The 21595-nt window shown below is 70.3% G+C and carries 16 protein-coding genes; 8 read left to right on the top strand and 8 right to left on the bottom strand.

The window, feature by feature from the left end; translation table 11 throughout:
• Positions 1–62: 62 nt before the first annotated feature.
• Positions 63–854, bottom strand: a complete 792-nt coding sequence (locus tag ACFQV6_RS18685; protein WP_378028771.1) for an RNA polymerase sigma factor SigF — start codon at positions 852–854, stop codon at positions 63–65.
• 234 nt (positions 855–1088) lie between these two features.
• On the opposite strand from ACFQV6_RS18685, the gene ppgK reads away from it, so the two are divergent.
• Both ppgK and ACFQV6_RS18675 read left to right on the top strand, forming a co-directional pair.
• The gene (gene ppgK, locus ACFQV6_RS18680) at positions 1089–1913 is read left to right on the top strand and encodes a polyphosphate--glucose phosphotransferase (RefSeq protein WP_378028770.1); all 825 of its coding nucleotides are present in this window, start codon (positions 1089–1091) and stop codon (positions 1911–1913) included.
• A 71-nt stretch (positions 1914–1984) separates the two neighbouring features.
• Entirely contained in the window at positions 1985–2452 is a 468-nt protein-coding gene (locus tag ACFQV6_RS18675; RefSeq protein ID WP_378028769.1) for a PPOX class F420-dependent oxidoreductase, read from the top strand.
• Between the two features lie 280 nt (positions 2453–2732).
• Here ACFQV6_RS18675 and ACFQV6_RS18670 read toward each other — a convergent pair whose 3' ends face one another.
• Positions 2733–3314 (bottom strand): hypothetical protein, encoded by a 582-nt coding sequence (locus ACFQV6_RS18670; RefSeq protein ID WP_378028768.1) that lies wholly within the window; start codon positions 3312–3314, stop codon positions 2733–2735.
• A 517-nt stretch (positions 3315–3831) separates the two neighbouring features.
• Between ACFQV6_RS18670 and ACFQV6_RS18665 the strand changes: the two genes are divergently transcribed.
• From ACFQV6_RS18665 to glgB, 4 genes are read left to right on the top strand one after another with little or no spacing between them, the layout of a single operon-like run.
• Complete coding sequence (locus ACFQV6_RS18665; RefSeq protein ID WP_378028767.1) at positions 3832–5796, top strand: alpha-1,4-glucan--maltose-1-phosphate maltosyltransferase; 1965 nt, start codon at positions 3832–3834, stop codon at positions 5794–5796.
• A 10-nt stretch (positions 5797–5806) separates the two neighbouring features.
• Positions 5807–7564 (top strand): maltose alpha-D-glucosyltransferase, encoded by a 1758-nt coding sequence (gene treS / locus ACFQV6_RS18660; protein ID WP_378028766.1) that lies wholly within the window; start codon positions 5807–5809, stop codon positions 7562–7564.
• Positions 7561–8898 (top strand): maltokinase, encoded by a 1338-nt coding sequence (locus ACFQV6_RS18655; protein ID WP_378028765.1) that lies wholly within the window; start codon positions 7561–7563, stop codon positions 8896–8898. Before treS ends, ACFQV6_RS18655 begins: the two co-directional genes overlap by 4 nt.
• Positions 8895–11045 carry a 1,4-alpha-glucan branching protein GlgB gene (glgB, locus tag ACFQV6_RS18650; RefSeq protein ID WP_378028764.1) on the top strand — a complete coding sequence of 717 codons (2151 nt, stop codon included), beginning with the start codon at positions 8895–8897 and terminating at the stop codon, positions 11043–11045. Before ACFQV6_RS18655 ends, glgB begins: the two co-directional genes overlap by 4 nt.
• 50 nt (positions 11046–11095) lie before the next feature.
• On the opposite strand, the gene ACFQV6_RS18645 is transcribed toward glgB, so the two are convergent.
• Both ACFQV6_RS18645 and ACFQV6_RS18640 read right to left on the bottom strand, forming a co-directional pair.
• Positions 11096–11620: a GNAT family N-acetyltransferase gene (locus tag ACFQV6_RS18645; protein ID WP_378028869.1), complete on the bottom strand. Its 525-nt coding sequence runs from the start codon at positions 11618–11620 to the stop codon at positions 11096–11098.
• Positions 11621–11640: 20 nt separating this feature from the next.
• Positions 11641–12360 carry a PP2C family protein-serine/threonine phosphatase gene (locus tag ACFQV6_RS18640; RefSeq protein WP_378028763.1) on the bottom strand — a complete coding sequence of 240 codons (720 nt, stop codon included), beginning with the start codon at positions 12358–12360 and terminating at the stop codon, positions 11641–11643.
• Positions 12361–12688: 328 nt separating this feature from the next.
• Between ACFQV6_RS18640 and ACFQV6_RS18635 the strand changes: the two genes are divergently transcribed.
• Positions 12689–15106 (top strand): Tex family protein, encoded by a 2418-nt coding sequence (locus ACFQV6_RS18635; RefSeq protein WP_378028762.1) that lies wholly within the window; start codon positions 12689–12691, stop codon positions 15104–15106.
• A gap of 50 nt (positions 15107–15156) precedes the next feature.
• Here ACFQV6_RS18635 and ACFQV6_RS18630 read toward each other — a convergent pair whose 3' ends face one another.
• On the bottom strand, positions 15157–16947 hold the full coding sequence (locus tag ACFQV6_RS18630; RefSeq protein WP_378028761.1) for a serine/threonine protein kinase: 1791 nt from the start codon (positions 16945–16947) through the stop codon (positions 15157–15159).
• Positions 16948–17326: 379 nt separating this feature from the next.
• Here ACFQV6_RS18630 and ACFQV6_RS18625 point away from each other — a divergent pair, with 379 nt between their 5' ends.
• Entirely contained in the window at positions 17327–17575 is a 249-nt protein-coding gene (locus ACFQV6_RS18625; protein WP_378028760.1) for a PspC domain-containing protein, read from the top strand.
• 21 nt (positions 17576–17596) lie between these two features.
• Here the strand turns inward: ACFQV6_RS18625 and ACFQV6_RS18620 are convergent, their stop codons facing one another.
• Genes ACFQV6_RS18620 through ACFQV6_RS18610 form a run of 3 tightly spaced genes read right to left on the bottom strand, consistent with a single transcriptional unit; the run spans position 17597 to position 21337 of the window.
• Positions 17597–18148: a TlpA family protein disulfide reductase gene (locus ACFQV6_RS18620; protein ID WP_378028759.1), complete on the bottom strand. Its 552-nt coding sequence runs from the start codon at positions 18146–18148 to the stop codon at positions 17597–17599.
• A gap of 7 nt (positions 18149–18155) precedes the next feature.
• Positions 18156–19631, bottom strand: coding sequence for an NADH-ubiquinone oxidoreductase-F iron-sulfur binding region domain-containing protein (locus ACFQV6_RS18615; protein WP_378028758.1), 1476 nt, complete (start codon positions 19629–19631; stop codon positions 18156–18158).
• Entirely contained in the window at positions 19628–21337 is a 1710-nt protein-coding gene (locus tag ACFQV6_RS18610) for a translation initiation factor III (RefSeq protein WP_378028757.1), read from the bottom strand. The genes ACFQV6_RS18615 and ACFQV6_RS18610 overlap by 4 nt, the downstream gene beginning before the upstream one ends.
• Positions 21338–21595: the final 258 nt, after the last annotated feature.

Raw genomic sequence — 21595 nt, 5'->3', positions numbered from 1 at the left:
GAATCCGCACCTGGATTCCCCACGGTTCGTGCTTCCCTTCGTCCGCGCCGGCGGCTTGGGGCCTAGAGGACGAGCTGGTTGCGCAGCTTGCTGAGTGCCTTGGTGAGCAGCCGGGACACGTGCATCTGGGAGATACCGACCTGATCGGCGATCTGCGACTGGGTGAGGTTGCCGTAGAACCGCAGCGTCAGGATCTTCTGCTCGCGCTCGTCCAGCGTCGCCATCGCGGGGCCCAGGGCGACCCGGGTCTCGGCGATCTCGTACTCGTGGTCGACGCCGCCGAGCGTGTCACCCAGCTCGGTGCTGCCGTCCGCGCTGATCGGCGTGGACAGGGAGGTCGCGTTGTACGCCCGGGCGCCCTCCAGGCCCTCGAGCACGTCCTCCTCGCTGATGCCCAGGTGGACCGCGATGTCGGGGACTGTCGGCGAGCGGCCGAGGCTGTGCGTGAGCGTGCTGTTCGCCTCGGTGATCGCCAGGCGCAGCTCCTGCAGCCGGCGGGGCACACGGACCGACCAGGTGCGGTCCCGGAAGTGCCGCTTGATCTCGCCGATGATGGTCGGGATCGCGTAACCGGCGAAGTCGACGCCACGTTCCGGGTCGAACTTGTCGACAGCTTTGATCAGGCCCACGGTGGCGGTCTGGACCAGGTCGTCGGTGGGCTCGCCACGGCCGGAGTACCGGTGGGCGAGGTGACGGGCGAGAGGAAGCCAGGCCTCGATCGCCCGGTCCCGGAGTCTCGCCCGCTGCTCGGGTGGCGCGACGGCCATCAGGTCGAGCAGGTCGGAAGCGCTGGTCTCCGGACTGATCCGGGTGGTTCGTGGTGTGGTTGGCGGTGAGGTCTCGATGAGCGTCATGGACAGGTCCTCCATCAGCGGGCAGAGAGCCGTGCCCGCGCGCGGCGACCGTTCTTTGAGGCAACGCTAGCCGAGGAGACGACAAGCGACTAGCCGAAAGTATGAGTGACGATGCGTGAATACGGGAACTACGGAGCGGGTTCATCCTATGGTGTCGGTCGCTCACGATCCGTCGGAGCGCAAGATTTACTGTCGGTGCGGCGTGGTAGACACCAATCCGGGAAAGCACCCGAAATGAAGAACGGAAGACGGATGAGCATCCTCGGCATCGACATCGGCGGCTCCGGAGTGAAGGGCGCCCCGGTCGACACCGTCCGCGGCGACCTGCTCGAGGAGCGGTTCCGTGTGCCCACCCCACAGCCCGCCGACGTGGAGAGCGTCGTCGAGGCGGTCGCCGAGGTGGCCGGCAAGTTCGACGGGATCGAGCGGGTCGGCATCACCTTCCCCGGCGTGGTGGTCGACGGCGTGACCCTCACCGCGGCGAATGTCGACAAGTCCTGGCTCAACGCGCCCGCCGCCCAGCTGTTCACCGAGCGCCTCGGCATGCCGGTGACCGTGCTCAACGACGCCGACGCCGCCGGTGCGGCCGAGGTCGCGTTCGGCGCCGGCCGCGACCAGTCCGGCCTGATCATGATGCTGACCTTCGGCACCGGCATCGGCAGCGCCCTGTTCCTCGACGGCGTCCTGCTGCCCAACACCGAGCTGGGCCACCTCGAGCTCGACGGCCGCGACGCCGAGTTGCTCGCCTCCGACCGCGTCCGCGAGTCCGAGGAGCTGAGCTGGGAGCAGTGGGCCCCCCGCGTCGAGCGCTACCTGCGGCACGTCGAGATGCTGCTCTCACCGCGGCTGTTCATCATCGGCGGCGGCGTGAGCAAGAAGTCGGAGAAGTTCTTCCCCCTGCTCGACCTGCGCACCCCGATCGTCGCCGCCACCCTGCTCAACAACGCCGGCATCATCGGCGCCGCGGTCAGCGCCGAACAGGCCGCCGCCGGCCCCGGCCCCCAGGACCCCGGCGCCATCCAGGTCGACGCAGCCGCCCAGTCCCACCAGATCCACTAGCCCACCCGGCCCGTCCAAGACCAGCAGCCGACGCGGCCCGCACGGGCCCCATCCGAACCGGTAGGGAAAAAATGGCACGCACCATCGCGACGAACAGCCGCGTCGGGCGGGAGGAGCTGATCGAGTTCCTGCGCCCCCGGCACCACGCGATCCTGATGACGACCCGCAAGGACGGCCGCCCGCAGTCCTCGCCCAACTCGTGCGGTGTGGACACCGAGGGCCGGATCGTGATCTCCAGCTACCCGGAGCGCGCCAAGGTGGCGAACATCCGCCGCGACCCGCGGGTCAGCCTCTGCGTCCTCTCCGAGGAGTGGAACGGTCCGTGGGTGCAGGTCGACGGCGTCGCCGAGGTGATCGACCTGCCCGAGGCGGTGGAGCCCCTGGTCGACTACTTCCGCTCCATCTCCGGCGAGCACCCCCACTGGGACGAATACCGTCAAGCAATGCGCGACCAGGGCAAATGCCTGATCCGAGTCACCATCGAGTCGTGGGGCCCGATCGCCACCGGCGGCTTCCCACCCCGCCTCGCCAACGGCTGAACACCACCCCCCCCCCTCGCCATCCGACCGACAGACGCGGCCAAGGTCGGCGGGCGCGGTGGCCGACCGGCGGCGAAGCGGTGCGCTGGCCAAGCCGCGTGGCGGGACGAGGAGAACAGAGAGAGGCCGCAAGACCGGCGCCCAGGAGGACAGGGCAGCACCGGTCTTGCGGCCTCTCAGTCCCTCCCGTCCCGCTGAGTCACGAGGGTGCGTGACCCACCGGGATCCGGCCGGAAGGGGCGAACAGGGAACACCTCAAACAGCGGCGGCGGAAAGCGCCTTACGCGGCAAGCGGCGCGCGGTCCTGCTCAGCGTCCAGCAGGTAGAGCAGAGTGTCGCGGTGCATCGACGCGATCGGGTCCAGCAGATCAGGGTGGCGCAGCAGCGCGGCAGCGTCCCGGTCGCGGGTGTCCGGCTGGAGCAGGCGGCGGAACTCGGTGGGCAGGCCACCGGGGCGGCGGGCGTGCGGGCGGGGCCGGGGGTCGGTGATCGGCATCGCGGCGATCACCGAGTCGACCCCGCGGCGGGCCAGCATCGGGTCGGCGAGCAGGCAGGCGGCCCAGCTCACGACGACCTCGTCGACCCAGGTGCGCCAGCCCTCGCCGTCGGCGAACTCGTCCTCGGGCTCGCTGCCGGCCTTCCAGTCGAGCAGTGCGGAACCGCCGGGCCCGGCGATCGCGACGAGCGCGGCGTCGACCTCGGTGGGGTACCGCAGCCAGGCGGCGACGGTCACCGCCTGGCGGGCCTGGAGCTCGGCGAGGGTGTGCGCGACCGTGTTGGAGTCTCCCCCGGGGTAGGCGCGGGCCAGCCAGTGCGTACTGGCGGCGATCACCGGCGAGAGTGCGGTGGATGGTCCGGCCACGGTGGGATTCCCCTCCCTCAGGCGCTTGCCGTGTCCGGCTCGCGTCAGGGATATAGCTCGGGAGCCGGAGCCCGGTCTTGAGCAGGGTCACCCGATGGCAACCGGCGGCAACCGACACACTCCCCGGGCCGCCCGGGCCGGGCGTTGCGGGCCAGGTCGAGCGCTTCAGGCGTACCGGAAAGGATTGTGAATCGGGGTGGTGGTTCGCTGTGGCACTGCTGGGCGGAAGCGGGGTGTTGAGGGGACGCCGGGCGGGCGATGTGGTACTGCTCGCCGGAGCGGTCCCGGAGCTGCGGCCGCCGCACGATGAACGCCTGTTGCGATCAGGTGAACTTGTCGTGTTTTCCGGTGGCGCGCGGCCGCGTCCGGATGGGCCGCGCTGAGCGCGCTCCGGTAGGTTGAGGTGCATCGGCTCTCGGCCGGTTTCATTTCCTCCACTGCGGAGAAGTCAAAGGACGACGGCGGTGGTTTTCCGGTCGCCGAGTCCTCCCGCGCCCCTCTGACTACGGTGGAGATCATGACCGGTCGCTTCCCCATCGAAGACGTGACACCGGCTGTTTCCGGTGGCCGCTACCCCGCGAAAGCGGTGGTCGGCGAACTCGTGCCGGTCTCGGCGGTGTCCTATCGCGAAGGCCACCACGCCCTCGGTGTGAACGTGGTATGGCGTGGCCCCGACGGCGAGACCAAGCCGTTCACCCGGATGACCCCGGGCGAGCCGGGTCTCGACCAGTGGCATGCCGCCATCAAGCCCGACGTGGTGGGCCGCTGGACCTTCACCGTCGAGGCGTTCGACGATCCTTACCGGACATGGCGCGACGCGGTGGTGAAGAAGATCGGCGCCGGGCAGGGTGCCGAGGACCTCGCCAACGACCTGGCCGAGGGCGCCGACGTCATCGACCTGGCCGCCAAGATCGTGCCGCCCGGCGACGAGGACCGGGTCCGTGACGCGGCCGCGGCCCTGCGCGACGGGCAGCGTTCCCTGTTCGCCCGGGTCACCCCGGCGCTGGACCTGGAGGAGCTGCTCTGGCACCACCCGGTGCGGCAGCTGGTCACCACGACCCGCTCGTTCGCGCTCTGGGTGGACCGCAAGCGCGCCCTCTACTCCGCGTGGTACGAGTTCTTCCCGCGCTCCGAGGGCGCCGAGGTCGGCCCGGACGCCACCCCGATCAAGCACGGCACCTTCCGGACCGCGGCGGAGCGGCTGCCCGCCATCGCGGCGATGGGCTTCAACGTCGTCTACCTCCCTCCGATCCACCCCATCGGAAAGATCAACCGCAAGGGCCGGAACAACACCCTGGTCGCCCGTCCGGAGGACGTCGGCTCGCCGTGGGCGATCGGCTCGGACGAGGGCGGTCACGACGCGATCCACCCCGAGCTGGGGACCCTCGACGACTTCAAGGCGTTCCGCGAGCGCGCCGAGGAGCTGGGCATGGAGGTTGCGCTGGACCTCGCCCTGCAGGCCGCACCGGACCACCCGTGGGTCAAGTCGCACCCGCAGTTCTTCACCACCCGCGCCGACGGCTCCATCGCGTACGCCGAGAACCCGCCCAAGAAGTACCAGGACATCTACCCGATCAACTGGGACAACGACTACCGCACGCTGCGCGACGAGGTCTACCGCGTGGTCATGCACTGGGTCAGCGCGGGCGTCAAGATCTTCCGGGTCGACAACCCGCACACCAAGGCCGTCAACTTCTGGCAGTGGCTGATCCCGAAGGTGAAGGAAACCGACCCGGACGTGCTGTTCCTGGCCGAGGCGTTCACCCGGCCTGCCATGATGAACGGGCTCGGGAAGATCGGTTTCAGCCAGTCGTACACGTACTTCACCTGGCGCACCACGGCCGGCGAGATGCGTGAGTACATGCAGCAGCTGCTCACCACGGTGGACTGGATGCGGCCGAACTTCTGGCCGAACACGCCGGACATCCTGCACGAGTCGCTGCAGCGCGGCGGGCCGCCGATGTTCAAGATCCGCGCGGTGCTGGCGGCGATGCTCACCCCGTCCTGGGGTATGTATTCGGGCTACGAGCTCTTCGAGCACGTGCCGCGTCCCGGCGCCGAGGAGTACATCGACAACGAGAAGTTCGAACTCAAGCCGCGGGACTGGGCGGCGGCCGAGCGGGCCGGCCGGTCCCTGGCGCCGTACCTCACCCGGCTGAACCGGCTCCGCGACGAGAATCCCGCCCTGCACTGGCTGCGCAACCTGCGATTCCACGAGATCGACAACGGCGCCCTGCTCTGCTTCTCCAAGCGGGATCCCGACACCGGCAACACCGTCCTGGTGATCTGCTCGTTCGACTCGAGCAACGTCCAATGGGGCAACACCACTCTCGACATGCCGGCGCTGGGCATGGACTGGCACGACCGTTTCACGGTCGTCGACCAGATCAGCGGGGCGACGTACGAGTGGGGACAGTACAACGCGGTCCGGATCGACCCGTACGTCGAGCCGGCGCACATCTTCGTCGTGCAGACGGGGTAGGGGGAACTCGATGGAGTTGACGAGCGAGCACGATCCGGCGGAGGGCAGCCACATCGAGGACGGTGTGGTCGAGCACCCGACGTCCGGCGACTTCGGCCACGCCCGGGCACTCCCGGCGGATCGCACCTGGTTCCAGCGTGCCGTCTTCTACGAGGTTCTGGTCCGGGCGTTCTACGACTCCGGGTCGGACGGCGGCGGCGACCTGCGGGGCCTGATCGAGCGCCTCGACTACCTGCAATGGCTGGGCGTCGACTGCCTGTGGCTGCCGCCGTTCTACGACTCGCCGCTGCGTGACGGCGGGTACGACATCCGCGACTTCTACAAGGTGCTGCCGGAGTTCGGCACGGTCGAGGACTTCGTGGCGCTGCTGGACGCGGCGCACAAGCGGGGCATCCGGGTCATCACCGACCTGGTCATGAACCACACCTCCGACTCGCACCCGTGGTTCCAGGCGTCGCGGCACGACCCGGAGGGGCCGTACGGCGACTTCTACGTCTGGAGCGACACCAGCGACAAGTACAAGGACGCGCGGATCATCTTCGTCGACACCGAGGAGTCGAACTGGACGTTCGACCCGGTGCGGCGGCAGTTCTACTGGCACCGGTTCTTCTCGCACCAGCCGGACCTCAACTACGAGAACCCGGCCGTGCAGGAGGCGATGCTCGACGTCCTGCGGTTCTGGCTGGACCTGGGTATCGACGGGTTCCGGCTGGACGCGGTGCCGTACCTCTTCGAGGAGGAGGGCACGAACTGCGAGAACCTGCCGGCCACCCACGCGTTCCTCAAGCACTGCCGCAAGGTGATCGACGACGAGTTCCCGGGCCGGGTGCTGCTGGCCGAGGCGAACCAGTGGCCGGCCGACGTGGTGGAGTACTTCGGCGATCCCCGCTCCGGCGGCGACGAGTGCCACATGGCGTTCCACTTCCCGCTGATGCCGCGCATCTTCATGGCGGTCCGGCGCGAGTCGCGCTTCCCGATCTCGGAGATCCTGGCGCAGACACCCGCGATTCCGGACAACACCCAGTGGGGCATCTTCCTGCGGAACCACGACGAGCTGACGCTCGAGATGGTCACCGACGAAGAGCGCGACTACATGTACTCCGAGTACGCCAAGGACCCGCGGATGAAGGCGAACGTCGGCATCCGCCGCCGGCTCGCCCCGCTGCTGGAGAACGACCGGAACCAGATCGAGCTGTTCACCGCGCTGCTGCTGTCGCTGCCCGGTTCACCGGTGCTGTACTACGGCGACGAGATCGGCATGGGCGACAACATCTGGCTCGGTGACCGCGACGGTGTGCGCACGCCGATGCAGTGGACGCCGGACCGCAACGCCGGTTTCTCCACTGCCACGCCAGGACGGCTCTACCTGCCGGTCAACCAGGACCCGGTCTACGGCTACCAGGCCGTGAACGTGGAGGCGCAGCGCGACAGCGCCACGTCGCTGCTCAACTGGACGCGGACGATGCTGGCTGTTCGCCGCCGGCACGAGGCGTTCGCCGTCGGCACGTTCCGCGAGCTGGGCGGCTCCAACCCGTCGGTGCTGGCGTTCCTGCGGGAGATCGGCGACGACGTGGTGCTCTGCGTCAACAACCTGTCACGCTTCCCGCAGCCGATCGAGCTCAACCTTCAGCACTGGAACGGGTACACACCGGTGGAGCTGACCGGGCACGTCAACTTTCCCCGGATCGGCCAGTTGCCGTACCTGCTGACCCTCCCGGGACACGGCTTCTACTGGTTCCAGTTGTGCGGGTCAGAGGAGAAGCAATGACTTTGCCTTACGCCGAGTGGTTACCGAAACAACGCTGGTACGCGGGACGCAGCCGGGAGCTCGCGTCCGTCAAGGAGGCCTCGGCCACCGCGCTCGGTGAGGACCTGGAGCTGGTCCTGGTCGACGTCGAGTACACCGACGGCAGCTCCGAGCGGTACCAGATCATGGTCGGCTGGGGCTCCTCCCCGGTCGCCGAGTACAACACCGTGGCCACGATCGGCACCGCCGACGACGGCCGGGTGGGCTACGACGCGCTCTACGACGCGGAGGCCGCGCGCTACCTTCTCGGGCTGGTGGAAGGCTCCGAGACCAGGGGCGACGTCACCTTCGAGAAGGAGCCCGGCATCACGCTGCCGCTCGAGGCGTGGCCGCGGGTCTTCGACGCCGAGCAGAGCAACACCAGCGTGATCTTCAACGAGGACGCGATCCTCAAGGTGTTCCGCCGGGTCACCTGCGGCATCAACCCGGACATCGAGCTGAACCGGGTGCTCGGCCGGGCCGGCAACGTCCACGTGGCCCGGCTGCTCGGCTCGTTCCAGAGCGCCGACGAGGGCGGGTCCTGCTCGCTCGGCATGGTGACCGAGTACGCGGCCAACTCCGCCGAGGGCTGGGCGATGGCCACCGCGTCGGCCCGGGACCTGTTCGCCGACGCCGCGTTCGCCGCGGACGAGGTGGGCGGCGACTTCCAGGGCGAGTCGTACCGGCTCGGTGAGTCCGTCGCGTCGGTGCACCTGACCCTCGCCGAGGAGCTGGGCACCGGCCCGGCGCCGTTCCCGCTGGACGCGGTGCTGGCCCGGCTGCGCAGCGCCGCCGCCGCGGTGCCCGAGCTCGAGCAGTACGTCCCGGCGATCACCGGCCGGTTCACCGCGCTCACCGGCGAGCAGGTCGTCGTCCAGCGGGTGCACGGCGACCTGCACCTGGGCCAGGTGCTGCGCACGCCGGAGGCCTGGCTGCTGATCGACTTCGAGGGTGAGCCGGGCCAGCCGCTCGACGAGCGCCGCCTGCCCGACTCGCCGCTGCGCGACGTGGCCGGCGTGCTGCGCTCCTACGAGTACGCCGCGTACCAGCTGCTCGTGGACCAGGACGAGGACGAGCACCTGGCGGCGCGGGCCCGCGAGTGGGTGGACCGCAACCGGACCGCCTTCTGCGACGGGTACGCGCACGTGGCCGGCGTCGACCCCCGGGACCGGGGCGAGCTGCTGGCAGCGTACGAACTGGACAAGGCGGTCTACGAGGCCGCGTACGAGTCGCGCCACCGGCCCGGATGGCTGCGTATCCCGCTGCGGTCCATCGCCCGCTTGATAGACACCCCCGGAGGAGACCCTCAGCCATGATCGGGCACACCACCTCACCGCTGGCCGCCGACAAGCGCGCCATGAACAGCGTGATCGCCGGAGAGACCCACGATCCGCACGCCATCCTGGGCGCGCACCCGCACGGCGGGCGCACCGTCATCCGTACGCTGCGCAAAGGCGCGTCGGCGGTGGCGATCCTGCACGACGGTGAACGGTACGAGGCGACGCGGGTGCACGACGACGGCATCTTCGCCGCCGAGCTGCCCGGTACGGTGCTCGACTACCGGGTCGACGTGGACGGCACCCAGTGCGACGACCCGTACCGGCACCTGCCCACCCTCGGTGAGCTCGACCTGCACCTGATCGGTGAGGGCCGGCACGAGAAGCTGTGGAAGGTCCTCGGCGCCCAGCCGAAGGGCACCGGCGTGGCGTTCTCGGTGTGGGCGCCCGCGGCGAACGGTGTGCAGGTGGTCGGCGACTTCGCCGGCTGGGGCCCGTTCGACGGGTGGCCGATGCGCTCGCTCGGCTCCAGCGGCGTCTGGGAGCTGTACGTGCCGAACGCCCACATCGGCACCCGGTACAAGTTCAAGATCCTCGGCCGGGACGGCGTCTGGCGTGAGCACGCCGACCCGCTCGCCCAGCACACCGAGGTCCCGCCGGCCACCGCGTCGGTGGTGTTCCAGTCCGAGTACCAGTGGCACGACGAGCAGTGGATGCGGGACCGTTCCCGCAAGTCCTGGCACCAGGAGCCGATCAGCTGCTACGAGGTGCATCTGGGCTCGTGGCGGCCCGGCCTGTCGTACACCGAGCTGGCCGACCAGCTCGTCGAGTACGTCGTGGAGACCGGTTTCACGCACGTCGAGCTGATGCCGGTGATGGAGCACCCGTTCGGCGGGTCCTGGGGATACCAGGTCACCGGCTACTTCGCACCGACCTCGCGGTTCGGCACCCCGGACGAGTTCCGGCACCTGGTCGACAAGCTGCACCAGGCCGGCATCGGCGTGATCCTGGACTGGGTTCCGGCGCACTTCCCGAAGGACGAGTGGGCCCTGGCCCGCTTCGACGGCACCCCGCTCTACGAGCACGGCGACTGGCGGCGCGGCGAGCACCCCGACTGGGGCACGTACGTCTTCGACTACGGCCGCAAGGAGGTCCGCAACTTCCTGGTGGCCAACGCCCTCTACTGGTGCGAGGAGTTCCACGCCGACGGCCTGCGGGTCGACGCCGTCGCCTCGATGCTCTACCTGGACTACTCGCGCAAGGAAGGCGAGTGGACCCCCAACCAGTACGGCGGCCGGGAGAACCTGGACGCGATCAGCTTCCTCCAGGAGATGAACGCGACCGTCTACAAGAACCACCCCGGCGTGATGACCATCGCCGAGGAGTCCACCGCCTGGCCCGGCGTCACCCGCCCCACCCACCTGGGCGGTCTCGGCTTCGGCTTCAAGTGGAACATGGGCTGGATGAACGACACCCTCTCCTACATGGAGAAGGAGCCGATCTACCGGCAGTGGCACCACCACCAGATGACCTTCGCCACGGTGTACGCGTGGAGCGAGAACTACATGCTCCCGATCAGCCACGACGAGGTGGTGCACGGCAAGGGCTCGTTCACCGGCAAGATGCCCGGCGACCTGTGGCAGAAGCTGGCGAACACCCGGGCGCTGCTCGGCTTCATGTGGGCGTTCACCGGCAAGCAGCTGCTCTTCATGGGCGCCGAGATGGGCGACGAGCGGGAGTGGAACGAGGGCGAGGGCCTGCACTGGGACCTGCTCCAGGACCCGCAGTTCGGCGGCATCAAGGGCCTGGTCACCGACCTGAACCGGGTGTACCGGGACACGCCGGCCCTGTGGACCCAGGACACCTCACCGTCCGGCTTCCGGTGGATCACCAGCGAGGACTCGCAGCACAACACGTTCTCGTTCGTCCGCTTCGCACCGGACGGCGGCGCGCTGGCCTGCGTGGTCAACTTCGCCGCCGTACCGCACGACGGCTACCGCGTCGGCCTGCCCCGCCCCGGCCGCTGGTCCGAGGTGATCAACACCGACAGCGAGCTGTACGGCGGCTCGGGCGTCGGCAACCTCGGCGCGGTCGACGCGGAGAACCTGGCCTGGCACGGCTTTGACGCCTCGGCGTCGCTGCGGGTGCCGCCACTCGGCGCGGTCTGGCTGCGCTACGAGGGCTGATTACGCTGATCCCCGGCTGTGCGGATCCACCTCGCGCAGCCGGGGCCCGGTCACTTCCACTCGGTGGACAGCAGGCCGTAGAGCAGGTCGTCGGTCCACTCGCCCTTGATGAAGGTCTGCTGCCGCAGGTGGCCCTCCCGCGTGAACCCCAGCCGCTCCAGCAGGGCCGCTGACGGCTTGTTGCGGGCGTCGCACTCCCCCGTGACCTTGTGCAGCCCCTGGCGGCGGAACAGCCGGTCCAGGACGGCACTGACGGCTTCAGTCGCAAAACCCTTTCTCTGGTACGCGGGATCCAGCGTGAAACCGATCTCGGCCTGCCGGAGATTGTCGTGCAGCCGTACCGCGACGTCACCGATCAGCACCCGTTCGGCGGTGAGCTCGATCGCGTACTGGAACCAGCCCGCCTTCTCCGGCGAGCCGGCGGCGAAGTTGCGGACCGCGACCTCCGCCTTCTCCACCGGGAACGGCGCGTCCCACGACTGGTAGCGCGCCACCTCCGGCACCGACCGGTACGCCGCCAGCGTCACCGCGTCCGAAGCCCGGAATCGCCGCAGAACCAGACGCTCGGTAGCCATCAACACGCGCCGAGAATATGTCAGGCCTCGACGACGTCGGCGACGATGACGGTGACGTTGTCGGGGGCGCCGTTCTCGAGGGTGCGGTTGACCAGTTCGGCGGCGCACGACTTGCGGTCGGCCACGTCGCGCAGGGTCTGTGCGATCACCGCGTCCTCGACGTAATCGGAGAGGCCGTCGCTGCAGAGCAGGTAACGGTCGCCCAGCTTGGCCGGGATCATGCGGCCGGCCGGGCGGAACGGGCCGCCCTGCACCGCCTGCGTGACCAGCGCCCGCTGCGGGTGGCGGCGGGCGTCGTCGGGGGTGAGCACGCCCTGGTCGACGAGCGCCTGGACGTAGGTGTCGTCGCGGGTCAGCTGCTGGAAGTCGCCGTCGCGCAGCAGGTAACAGCGGGAGTCGCCGACGTTGAGGGCGGCCAGGCGGTCGCCGGAGAGCAGCAGGGCGGTCACCGTCGTACCCATGCCGTCGCGGGCGTCGTCGTCGGCGACGGCCGCCTCGATGCGCTGGTTGGCGGTCTGCAGGGCGGTGATCAGGTCCTGCAGCGGCTCACCGGTGTCCGGCGTGGTGTCGACCGTGCTCAGGGTCTGCACCAGGATGTCGCTCGCCAGCTCCCCGGCGGGCAGCCCGCCCATGCCGTCCGCCACCACGAACAGTCGATTACCGACGAAGACCGCGTCTTCGTTGTTGGACCGGACCAGGCCCTGATCAGTGGCGGCGACCGCCCGGACAGCAAGCGTCATGTGACAAGAGTGCCAAAGCCCCAAACGGTTGTCTCTAGTACCTCCTACGTAGTGTTGTTTTCCCGGGGCGGGGACAATGGTGGGTCGCCCCCGCGACGAACAGCTGATCGCCCTGGTCAGGGGCCATCCGGTGCCCGCGAGCGACCCCGGCCCGCGCTGGACCAGGACGAACCGGCCAGGCGTGACATCAGGGACACCAGGGCGCTTATCACATCGTGGCAGTGGTGAGCCGGAGTCGGTGCCGGCACCGCCCGCCGGGTGAAGACTCGGCGACCGGCTCTGCGGGGCGGCGCGACAACGCACAGAGTCCTCGGTAACAATCGACGTCGTGACGACAGCAATCCATCAACGCATTGCCTCTGAGCTAGGGGTTCGGGACGGTCAGGTGACCGCCGCGGTCGAGCTTCTCGACGGCGGGGCCACCGTGCCGTTCATCGCCCGCTACCGCAAGGAGGTGACCGGCACGCTCGACGACGCCCAGCTGCGCACGCTCGAGGAGCGCCTGGGCTACCTGCGGGAGCTGGAGGAGCGGCGCGCCGCGGTGCTGGAGTCGATCCGGTCCCAGGGCAAGCTGGACGAGGCGCTCGAACAACAGATCCTCGAGGCCGACACGAAGGCCCGGCTGGAGGACATCTACCTGCCGTTCAAGCCGAAACGGCGGACCAAGGCGCAGATCGCCCGTGAGGCCGGCCTGGAGCCACTCGCCGACCAACTCCTGGGCGACCCCTCCCTGGACCCCCGCGCGGCCGCTGAGGGCTTCGTGGACGCCGAGAAGGGGGTCGCCGACGCACCGGCCGCCCTGGACGGCGCGCGCGCCATCCTGATCGAGCGGTTCGCCGAGGACGCCGACCTGATCGGCGAGCTGCGTGAGCAGATGTGGACCCGCGGCCGGCTGGTCGCCAAGGTCCGCGACGGCAAGCAGACCGACGGTGCCAAGTTCGCCGACTACTTCGACTTCGCCGAGCCGTACGCGAAGCTGCCCTCGCACCGCATCCTGGCCATGCTGCGCGGCGAGAAGGAGGACGTCCTCGAGCTCACCATGGAGCCGCACCCCGAGGAGGACGAGGGGTACTTCGAGGGGCGCATCGCCGGTCGCAACCGGATCAGCAACCAGGGCCGGCCGGGCGACAAGTGGCTGATCGACACGGTGCGCTGGGCCTGGCGTACCCGGATCCTCATCCACCTCGGCGCCGACCTGCGGGTCCGGCTGCGCGAGGCGGCCGAGGACGAGGCGGTCCGCGTCTTCGCCGCCAACCTGCGCGACCTGCTCCTGGCCGCACCCGCCGGTACGCGGACGACGATGGGCCTCGACCCGGGTTTCCGCACCGGTGTGAAGGTCGCGGTGGTCGACTCGACCGGCAAGGCCGTGGCGACCGACACGATCTACCCGCACGTGCCGCAGAACAAGTGGGACGAGTCGATCCACCGGCTCGCCGCGCTCGCCTCGATGCACAAGGTGGACCTGATCGCGATCGGCAACGGCACCGCGTCCCGGGAGACCGACCGGCTCGCCACCGAGCTGATCAAGCGGCACCCCGAGGCGAACCTGACCAAGGTGATGGTCTCCGAGGCCGGCGCGTCGGTCTACTCCGCCTCCGCGTACGCCTCGCAGGAACTGCCCGGCATGGACGTCTCGCTGCGCGGCGCGGTCTCCATCGCCCGCCGCCTGCAGGACCCCCTCGCCGAGCTGGTGAAGATCGACCCGCGCTCGATCGGCGTCGGCCAGTACCAGCACGACATCTCCGAGGTGAAGCTGGCCCGCTCGCTGGACGCCGTCGTCGAGGACTGTGTGAACGGCGTCGGGGTCGACGTGAACACCGCGTCGGCCCCGCTGCTCACGCGGGTCTCCGGGATCAGCGCCGGGCTGGCCGAGAACATCGTGCTGCACCGCGACCAGAACGGCCCGTTCCGCAGCCGCCAGGAGATCAGGAAGGTGGCCCGGCTGGGCCCGAAGGCGTTCGAGCAGTGCGCCGGCTTCCTGCGGATCCGCGACGGCGAGGACCCGCTCGATTTCTCCAGCGTGCACCCCGAGTCGTACCCGGTGGTCCGCACGATCGCCGCCGAGGCCGGCGCCGACATCAAGACGCTGATCGGCAACAGCCCGCTGCTGCGCGGCATCCGGCCGGACCGGTTCGTCACCGACACGGTCGGCCTGCCGACCATCACGGACATCCTCAAGGAGCTGGAGAAGCCGGGCCGCGACCCGCGCCCGGCGTTCACCACGGCGACCTTCGCCGAGGGTGTCGAGAAGATCGCCCACCTGAAGCCGGGCATGATCCTCGAGGGTGTGGTGACGAACGTGGCGGCGTTCGGCGCGTTCGTCGACGTCGGCGTGCACCAGGACGGTCTCGTGCACGTCTCGGCGCTGTCCGAGAAGTTCGTGCAGGACCCGCGCGAGGTCGTCAAGTCCGGTGACGTGGTGAAGGTGCGGGTCCTCGAGGTCGACGAGGCCCGCAAGCGGATCTCGCTGACCATGCGCCTGTCCGACGAGCCGAAGGGCGGCGGCCGCAACCGGGACGACCGCGGCGGCCAGGCTGCCGGTCAGGGCGGCGGTCAGCAGCGCCAGGGCGGTCAGGGCCAGCCACGGCAGCAGGGCGGCGGCCAGCGCGGCAGCGACCGTGGTGGTCAGCGCGGCGGCGGCCAGCGGGGCGGTCAGGGCGGCGGCCAGCGGGGCGGTCAAAGCGGTGGCATCGCCAACAGCGCGATGGCGGACGCCCTGCGCCGGGCGGGCCTGACCCGCGACTGAGCAGGCGAACGAGAGCGGCCCGGGGTGCGATCGCCCCGGGCCGTTGTCGTCTACAGATTCCAGATCGCGATGTCGGTGAAGGCCACCGAGTACGGCCCCTGCTTGGGAGCGTCCCGCTCGCAGAAGACACCGAGCAGCAGGCGACCGGACCGGATCTCCTCCTCGGTCAGCGACGCCGTGCCGAGCACGGCGCCGTCCCGCGACACCCGCACCGTGTCGCCCTCCATCCGCAGGGCGATCCGGGCCGGAGCGGCACCCACCGCGATCGGGGTGTCCAGCGGCATCGTCTGGAGCACTGTCACCTTGCCGCTGGCGTAGTGGACGCCGACGTAGATGTTGCGCTCGCAGACCCGTACCTGATAGCCGCCGATGTTGCTGTCGTTGCGCAGCCAGATCGCCGCGCAGCTGTTCGGGGTGAGCAGCTTGACGCTCACCTCGGCCCGCAGGTCGTCCGGCAGCTGGTCCTGCAGGCCCTTGCACTTGAACGGGCCCTCGTTGTCCCGGCGCGCCACGAGCGCGTCCTCGAAGAAGCAGCTGGCGCCCTGGCTGGCCAGTTGCGAGGGGTGCCAGAAGCGTTCCGCGCGCAGCGAGTCGGCCATCCGGGGCTGGTCGGCGGGTGCCGCCGTGCCCTCCGAGGTGGATGCGCCGCCGGGCGTGATCTCGCCACCCCGGGGCGGCCGCAGCGAGAGGGCCAGCATGACGGCACCGGCCACCACCGCAACGATCAGGAACGCCACCGCGCCGGGCAGCACCCAGCGGCGGGCACCCTCCGGCGCCGGTGCCGTGGTCAGCTCGTCTCCCGGTGCCGCGGAGATCGGCACCGTGATGATCGAGTTCTCGTCGTAGCCGATCAGCCCCGCCGGGATGTCCAGGGTCGGTGCGACGCTCGTCGTACCGTCCGCGGGTGCCTCCGCGAAGCCCGTCACGGCCTGCGCCTCGACTGCCGCCGCACGCAGTGCGGGCTGGTCGGCGAGCGCCGCCGCCGCGGCGGCCGGGCGGTCTCCGGAGATCAGCAGGTCGAGGAGCTCCCGCGCGCTGGGCCGGTTGCCGGGCTCCTTCTCCAGCGCGTGCCCGACCAGCTCGCGCAGCGGGCCGCTCAGCCCGTCCAGGCGGGGCGGCTGGGTGAGGATGCGCGCCGCGGTGGCCGGCGGCGAGTCGGCGTTGAACGGTGTGGTGCCGGTTCCCGCATACGCCACCACGCTCCCCCAGGCGAACACGTCGGCGGCGGGTGTCACCGGTGTGTCCGGGTCGGAGCTGAACCGTTCCGGCGCCATGTACGCCACCGTGCCGACCATCTGATCGGTACGCGTGTTCGCGCTCGTCGCCTCCATGGCCCGGGCGATCCCGAAGTCGATCACCTTGGGGCTGCCGGGTGCCAGCAGCACGTTGCGCGGTTTGAGGTCACGGTGGATCACGCCGGCGCCGTGGATCGCGGTCAACGCGGTGGCCACCCCGATCGCCACGCCGTGCAGGTTCGACTTGGTCAGCGGGCCGCGCTGCTCGACCACCTCGGCCAGGGTGGGCCCGTCGACGAACTCCACAACGAGATAGGGGTGGTCGTGGTCGGGGTCGGCGTCGAGCACCTCGGCGGTGCAGAACGGCGGCACCTGGCGGGCCCGGTTCACCTCGCTGCGGAAGCGGCGGCGGAACTCGTCGTCGTGGGCGAGGTCGGCGCGGACCATCTTGACCGCGACCAGGACACCGCCCGCGGTACGGGCGAGATAGACCGTACCCATGCCGCCCTCACCGAGGCGGCCCATCAGCTCGTAGTCGCCGAGGGCGCGCGGGTCACGCGGGCGCAGTGGCTGCGTCCGCTCACCCGGCAGTGTGCCGTCGACCATGCTCAGTGCCCCCCGGACCGCCCGTGGCCGGCCTCATCCTCGCCGCTGGCACTGTATCGGGCGCTGTCTCTGCCCGAACAGGCCAGGTGGCGGAACCCGACACCAGGCCAGGTGGCGGAACCCGACACCAGGCCAGGTGGCGGAAGCCGACACCAGGCCAGGTGGCGGAAGCCGGCACCCCGCACGGGCTGACCATGATCACCCGCGGAGTGACGAATGCTAACCCACGGGTGGCCGCCGCCCTCCCGGTCATCCCGGAGACCGATCTCGGGGTCGGCTCCGGGCCTCGCCGGATGGTTCCCGCGGTGACGAGGCGTCACAGTTGAGTCACCGGTTCCTCACCGCGAGGGATCGACACCCAGCGAAAGCGAGACCCACCATGAACGCCGTGCACGACTCGATGGCCCGTCAGGGCCTGGTCCGCCCGCAGGACGGCCGGATGGTCGCCGGTGTGTGCGCGGGCCTCGGGCGCCGATTCGGCATCGACCCGTGGATCGCCCGGTTGCTCTTCGTACTCATCCTCTTCGTGGTCCCCGGCAGCCAGATCCTGATCTACCCGCTGCTGTGGGTCCTGATGCCGGCCGAGAAGCCGGAGTGGTCCCCGGTCACCCCGCCCACGACCTACTGAGGGTCGACGCTCACCGCCCGATCAGGCGGTGAGCGTCCGCACCTTCTCGGTGAGCTGCAGGTCGTCGAGGTATCCCCGGTAGACGATGCTGCCGGCCGGATCGATCATGACGTACCAGCTCTGCTGCGCGATACCGAACCGCTGCCAGATCTTGCCGGCGGCGTCGTCGAGGTGCGGCACCTTCTCCACCTCGAGGTCGCGGACGAACTCGTGCATGGCCTCGGTCGTGCCCAGACCCCCGATGCCGAGGATCCCGAGCCGGTCGCTGTACTCGTCGTACAGGTCAGCGACCGACTGCGCCTCGCTCGCGCAGGTGGCGCACCAGGGTGCCCAGAACCAGAGCAGGGCCGGCTTGCCGGCGAGCGAGGCCGCGTCGAACGCGGCACCATCCAGGGTCTTTCCGGTGAAGGTCAGCGCCACCGGCGTGCCGGCGGCCTTCTCGGTGGCCGCGACCGGCCCGGCGGCCGAGGGTTGATGCAGCGTGGTGCAGCCGGTCGCCGCGAGCGCGGCAGCAAGCAACACACCCAACAGCAGGGGTACGCGGAAAGCGTGCCGCCGGCGACCGCTGATCATCCTCGGCTCATTTCGTCGTCGTGGGTTCGGTCAGTCGCAGGGCCAGGGCGGGGCACACGTTCACGGCCTTGCGGGCGCCGTTCTCCAGCCACGGCGGCAGCGGCGTCTGGGGGAACGCCGGGAAGCCGTTCTGGTCCAGGCGGATGATCTCGGGCGCGACCGCCGAGCAGAGCCCGTGACCGTCGCACCGCGACCAGTCCAGGGCCAGCCTGCGGGCACCCTTCTCGGCCGTGTACGGCAGCGGCAGGATGCCGCGTACCGGCTTGCCGCAGCCCTCGCCGTTGGCGTGCGCCTCGACGTCCTTGTGGAACACCTCCAGCGCGGAGAGCGCGAACCGTGAGGTGCCGTCCGGGTGGCTGCACGCGCCACGGCCCTTGACCATGCCGGCCGCCTGCCGCACGTTCTCCAGCGCGCTGCCGCCGAGCGAGACCAGGGTGACCGCCCGGGCCAGGTCGGGCAGGCCCATCCGGCACGGGCCGCACTGGCCGGCCGACTCGCCGGCGAGGTACTGCACAACCTGGGCGACCTCGCCCAGCGGGCAGGTCTTGGCGCCGATCGGAATCAGTATTCCGGCGCCCAGCGTGCCGCCGACCTTGGCGAAGCCCTTGCGGGAGATGGTGATGGTCTTCGCGGCCTCGGCGGTGACCCACTTGCCGTGGTAACCGCCGACCAGCAGGCCGGGGCCGAGGTCGGCACCGCACATCTCGAGGACGTCCATGAGCGGGGTACCACTCGGTGCCTCCACCACGGCCGGCGCGGTCGCCGAGCCGCCGACGGTCAGCATCACCGTGCCCGGCTCTTCCGGGATGCCGACCGCGTTGTACTCCCACGGGCCGAGCCGGGCCGCGATCGCCAGCTGGGAGAAGGTCTCCGCGTTGGACAGCAGCGTCGGCAGGCCCATCACGCCGTTGTCGCTGGACCGGACCTTGCGGCCGGGCGGGATGTGCGCCTCGCCGTTGATCCCGCGGACCAGGGCACCGCCCTCACCGGAGATGAACCGGTGCGGGACCGTCACGATCCGGGTCGGGCACGGCATCTTGCGCTCGGCGAGGGCGGCCGTGATCGAGTTCTGGCCGACACCGTCGTCGGCGATGCCGATGACGATCTCCTCGGCGTCCAGGGCGGCGGCGGCCAGGGCCGCGCCGTCCAGGATCAGGTGCGGTGCCCGGGTCAGGACCGCCTTGTCCTTCCACGACGGCGGCTCGCCCTCGGTGCCGTTGACCACGATCACCGGGGGCAGTTCCTGCCGCCGGCAGGAGTCGATCACCGCGCGGACCTTGCGGGCGAACGGGAAGCCCGCACCACCCCGGCCGCGCAACTCGATCCGGTCGGCGAGACCGACCAGCTCACCCGAGCTGAGCGCGGCGAACCCGCCGTGCACCTCCTGGTGTGCGATCAGGTCGAGGCGGCCGTACTCGTCGAAGCCCGCCGTGATCCGTGGCGTGCCGATCGCGGTGACGGGTGGAACCTGTGCCGTACTCAATTCGTTTCACCGCGCAACTGGGAGAAGTACGCCTCGTCCTCGTCGGCCCGGCCACGGGCACGACGGCCACCGCGGGGCTCGTAGTCCGGCTCGGGTGCCCGGCGGGACCGGCGCGGGGCGGCGTCGACGAGGGTCGGGCTCTCGTCGTAGCCGTCGGTGGCGAGGTCGACGAACTGGCTGCGGCTGCCACGGCGGCCCTCGGACCGGCGGGGCGGCTCCTCGTCGGCGTACCGGCCGCGCTGGCGGGGCACGTCGTCGTAGACGTCTCCGGTGCGGGCGGCGGGCTCGTCGTCGTACTCGGGCTCACGGCGGCGCGACCGCGGGGGCGGCTCGTCGTCGGCGTACCGGCGCATACGGGTGCCGGTGGACTCGATGTCGTCACGGCGCATACGGGTGCCCGTCGACTCGATGTCGTCACGGCGCATCCGCGTACCGGTGGACTCGATGTCGTCGCGGCGCATGCGGGTGCCGGTGGTCTCCCGCGGGTCGGGCTCGTCGTCGTCGAAGCGGCGGGCGCGGCGCGGGCCGGCGTCGTAGATTTCCTGCGAACGGTTTCCCCGGGTGCGCGGTGCCGGCTCGTCGTCGTACCGGTAACGCTCGTCCTCGACCTCACGCCGGTCCTCGATGTCACGCCGCGAGATGGCGCGGGTGGAGGTGTCGTAGAGGTCGTCGTCGTCGGCGGCGCGGCGCGGCCGGGGTGCCGGTGCCTCCAGCTCGGGCTGGCGGCGGCCACGGGCCTGCGGGTAGTCGGCCGTCGGGTAGTCGGCCTCCGGCGCCATGGCGGGCGGCCGGGGCGCGGCGACCGGTGCCGGGCTGACCGGGCGGGGCGGCGGGGCCGCCGGCACCCAGGTGTCCGCGGCCGGGCCGGCCGGGGCGAGCAGGTCAACCGGCGGTTCGGCGCCGCGGCGTCCACCGCGGCGGATCGGTGCCGCGCTGGTGGGCACCAGCTTGCCGATCTCGGCCGTCTTGGGGCCGCCCATGCCGGCGGGCGAGGCGAAGTTCTTCTTGCGGTTCAGGCTCACCGACAGCCGGACGGCGAGGCCGACCAGGACGGCCAGCACGCAGACGACGTAGCTGACGGTCACCCAGGTGGCGGCCGGGCGGCCGGCCGAGAGGCCGTGCATCAGGGCGATCGGCCACATCAGGTACGAGATGGCGTGAATGCCCCGCCACATCCACGGCTTGCCGTGGCCGACGAACCGGGAACGGGCGATACCGGTCCACATCACCATGACCATGATCCAGGCGGAGATGGTGCCGAGGCCGACGTAGACCTTGTTGAGTCCCGGGTACAGGAACGGGACGAAGATGTCGATGAGGCCGATGTGGTCCTCGGCGAACTTCGTCCAGACGTGCAGGAACAGGGACGAGACGGCGACCACACCGGTGGTGCGGTGCGCGGACTGGAGCAGCACCCGCTGGCGGATGCTCAGCACCAGCCGGTCGGTGGCGACCAGGCCGACCATGATCGTGACGGAGAGCGCCACCAGGCTGATGACGCCCATGAAGTACTCGGCGTACAGAAAGAAGTAGTAGTACGCGACTCGGCCGGGTTTGGTCATCATCGCGACGGCCCATACCGCGGCCAGGACACTCAAGACGAGCAGGAGAACCGCGGAAGCCGGCGCCTGACGCGTTCCCGTGGACTCGACATCGACGGCCACCCGAGTGGCGGCGGCTCGCTGGTTGTTCTTCGACCGGGCCATTGACTCCTCGTTCCTTGGTGCGGTCACGTCCCGGTGGGCGGTGGGACGCCGGTGTCCGTGGGGAACACCCCGCGCTCAAGCTCTGCCGGACCCGATCCGTGGCTGTGCTTTCCCCTGCGAAGCCACAGTCCGTGTCCTCCCCGGATTACGCAGGCGGCCCGAGTTCGGATGAACGCCGCCGAAAGTTTTTGCGTAGTCGTCCGGCTACTTTTCGCACAGGGCTCCTGACCTGCGACGACGCCGGAGCGTATGCATCCC

Origin of the sequence: Actinoplanes sp. GCM10030250 (assembly GCF_042666575.1) — a bacterium.
Taxonomy (GTDB): domain Bacteria; phylum Actinomycetota; class Actinomycetes; order Mycobacteriales; family Micromonosporaceae; genus Actinoplanes.
The sequence above is the reverse complement of the archived record's forward strand: the minus strand, read 5'-3'. Positions and strand labels throughout refer to the sequence as shown.

Excerpts from the sequence above, each read along its gene's own strand:
- ACFQV6_RS18685 (WP_378028771.1), bottom strand. The coding sequence starts at position 854 with ATGACGCTCATCGAGACCTCACCGCCAACCACACCACGAACCACCCGG.
- ppgK (WP_378028770.1), top strand. The coding sequence starts at position 1,089 with ATGAAGAACGGAAGACGGATGAGCATCCTCGGCATCGACATCGGCGGC.
- ACFQV6_RS18675 (WP_378028769.1), top strand. The coding sequence starts at position 1,985 with ATGGCACGCACCATCGCGACGAACAGCCGCGTCGGGCGGGAGGAGCTG.
- ACFQV6_RS18665 (WP_378028767.1), top strand. The coding sequence starts at position 3,832 with ATGACCGGTCGCTTCCCCATCGAAGACGTGACACCGGCTGTTTCCGGT.
- treS (WP_378028766.1), top strand. The coding sequence starts at position 5,807 with ATGGAGTTGACGAGCGAGCACGATCCGGCGGAGGGCAGCCACATCGAG.
- ACFQV6_RS18655 (WP_378028765.1), top strand. The coding sequence starts at position 7,561 with ATGACTTTGCCTTACGCCGAGTGGTTACCGAAACAACGCTGGTACGCG.
- glgB (WP_378028764.1), top strand. The coding sequence starts at position 8,895 with ATGATCGGGCACACCACCTCACCGCTGGCCGCCGACAAGCGCGCCATG.
- ACFQV6_RS18645 (WP_378028869.1), bottom strand. The coding sequence starts at position 11,620 with ATGGCTACCGAGCGTCTGGTTCTGCGGCGATTCCGGGCTTCGGACGCG.
- ACFQV6_RS18640 (WP_378028763.1), bottom strand. The coding sequence starts at position 12,360 with ATGACGCTTGCTGTCCGGGCGGTCGCCGCCACTGATCAGGGCCTGGTC.
- ACFQV6_RS18630 (WP_378028761.1), bottom strand. The coding sequence starts at position 16,947 with ATGGTCGACGGCACACTGCCGGGTGAGCGGACGCAGCCACTGCGCCCG.
- ACFQV6_RS18625 (WP_378028760.1), top strand. The coding sequence starts at position 17,327 with ATGAACGCCGTGCACGACTCGATGGCCCGTCAGGGCCTGGTCCGCCCG.
- ACFQV6_RS18620 (WP_378028759.1), bottom strand. The coding sequence starts at position 18,148 with ATGATCAGCGGTCGCCGGCGGCACGCTTTCCGCGTACCCCTGCTGTTG.
- ACFQV6_RS18610 (WP_378028757.1), bottom strand. The coding sequence starts at position 21,337 with ATGGCCCGGTCGAAGAACAACCAGCGAGCCGCCGCCACTCGGGTGGCC.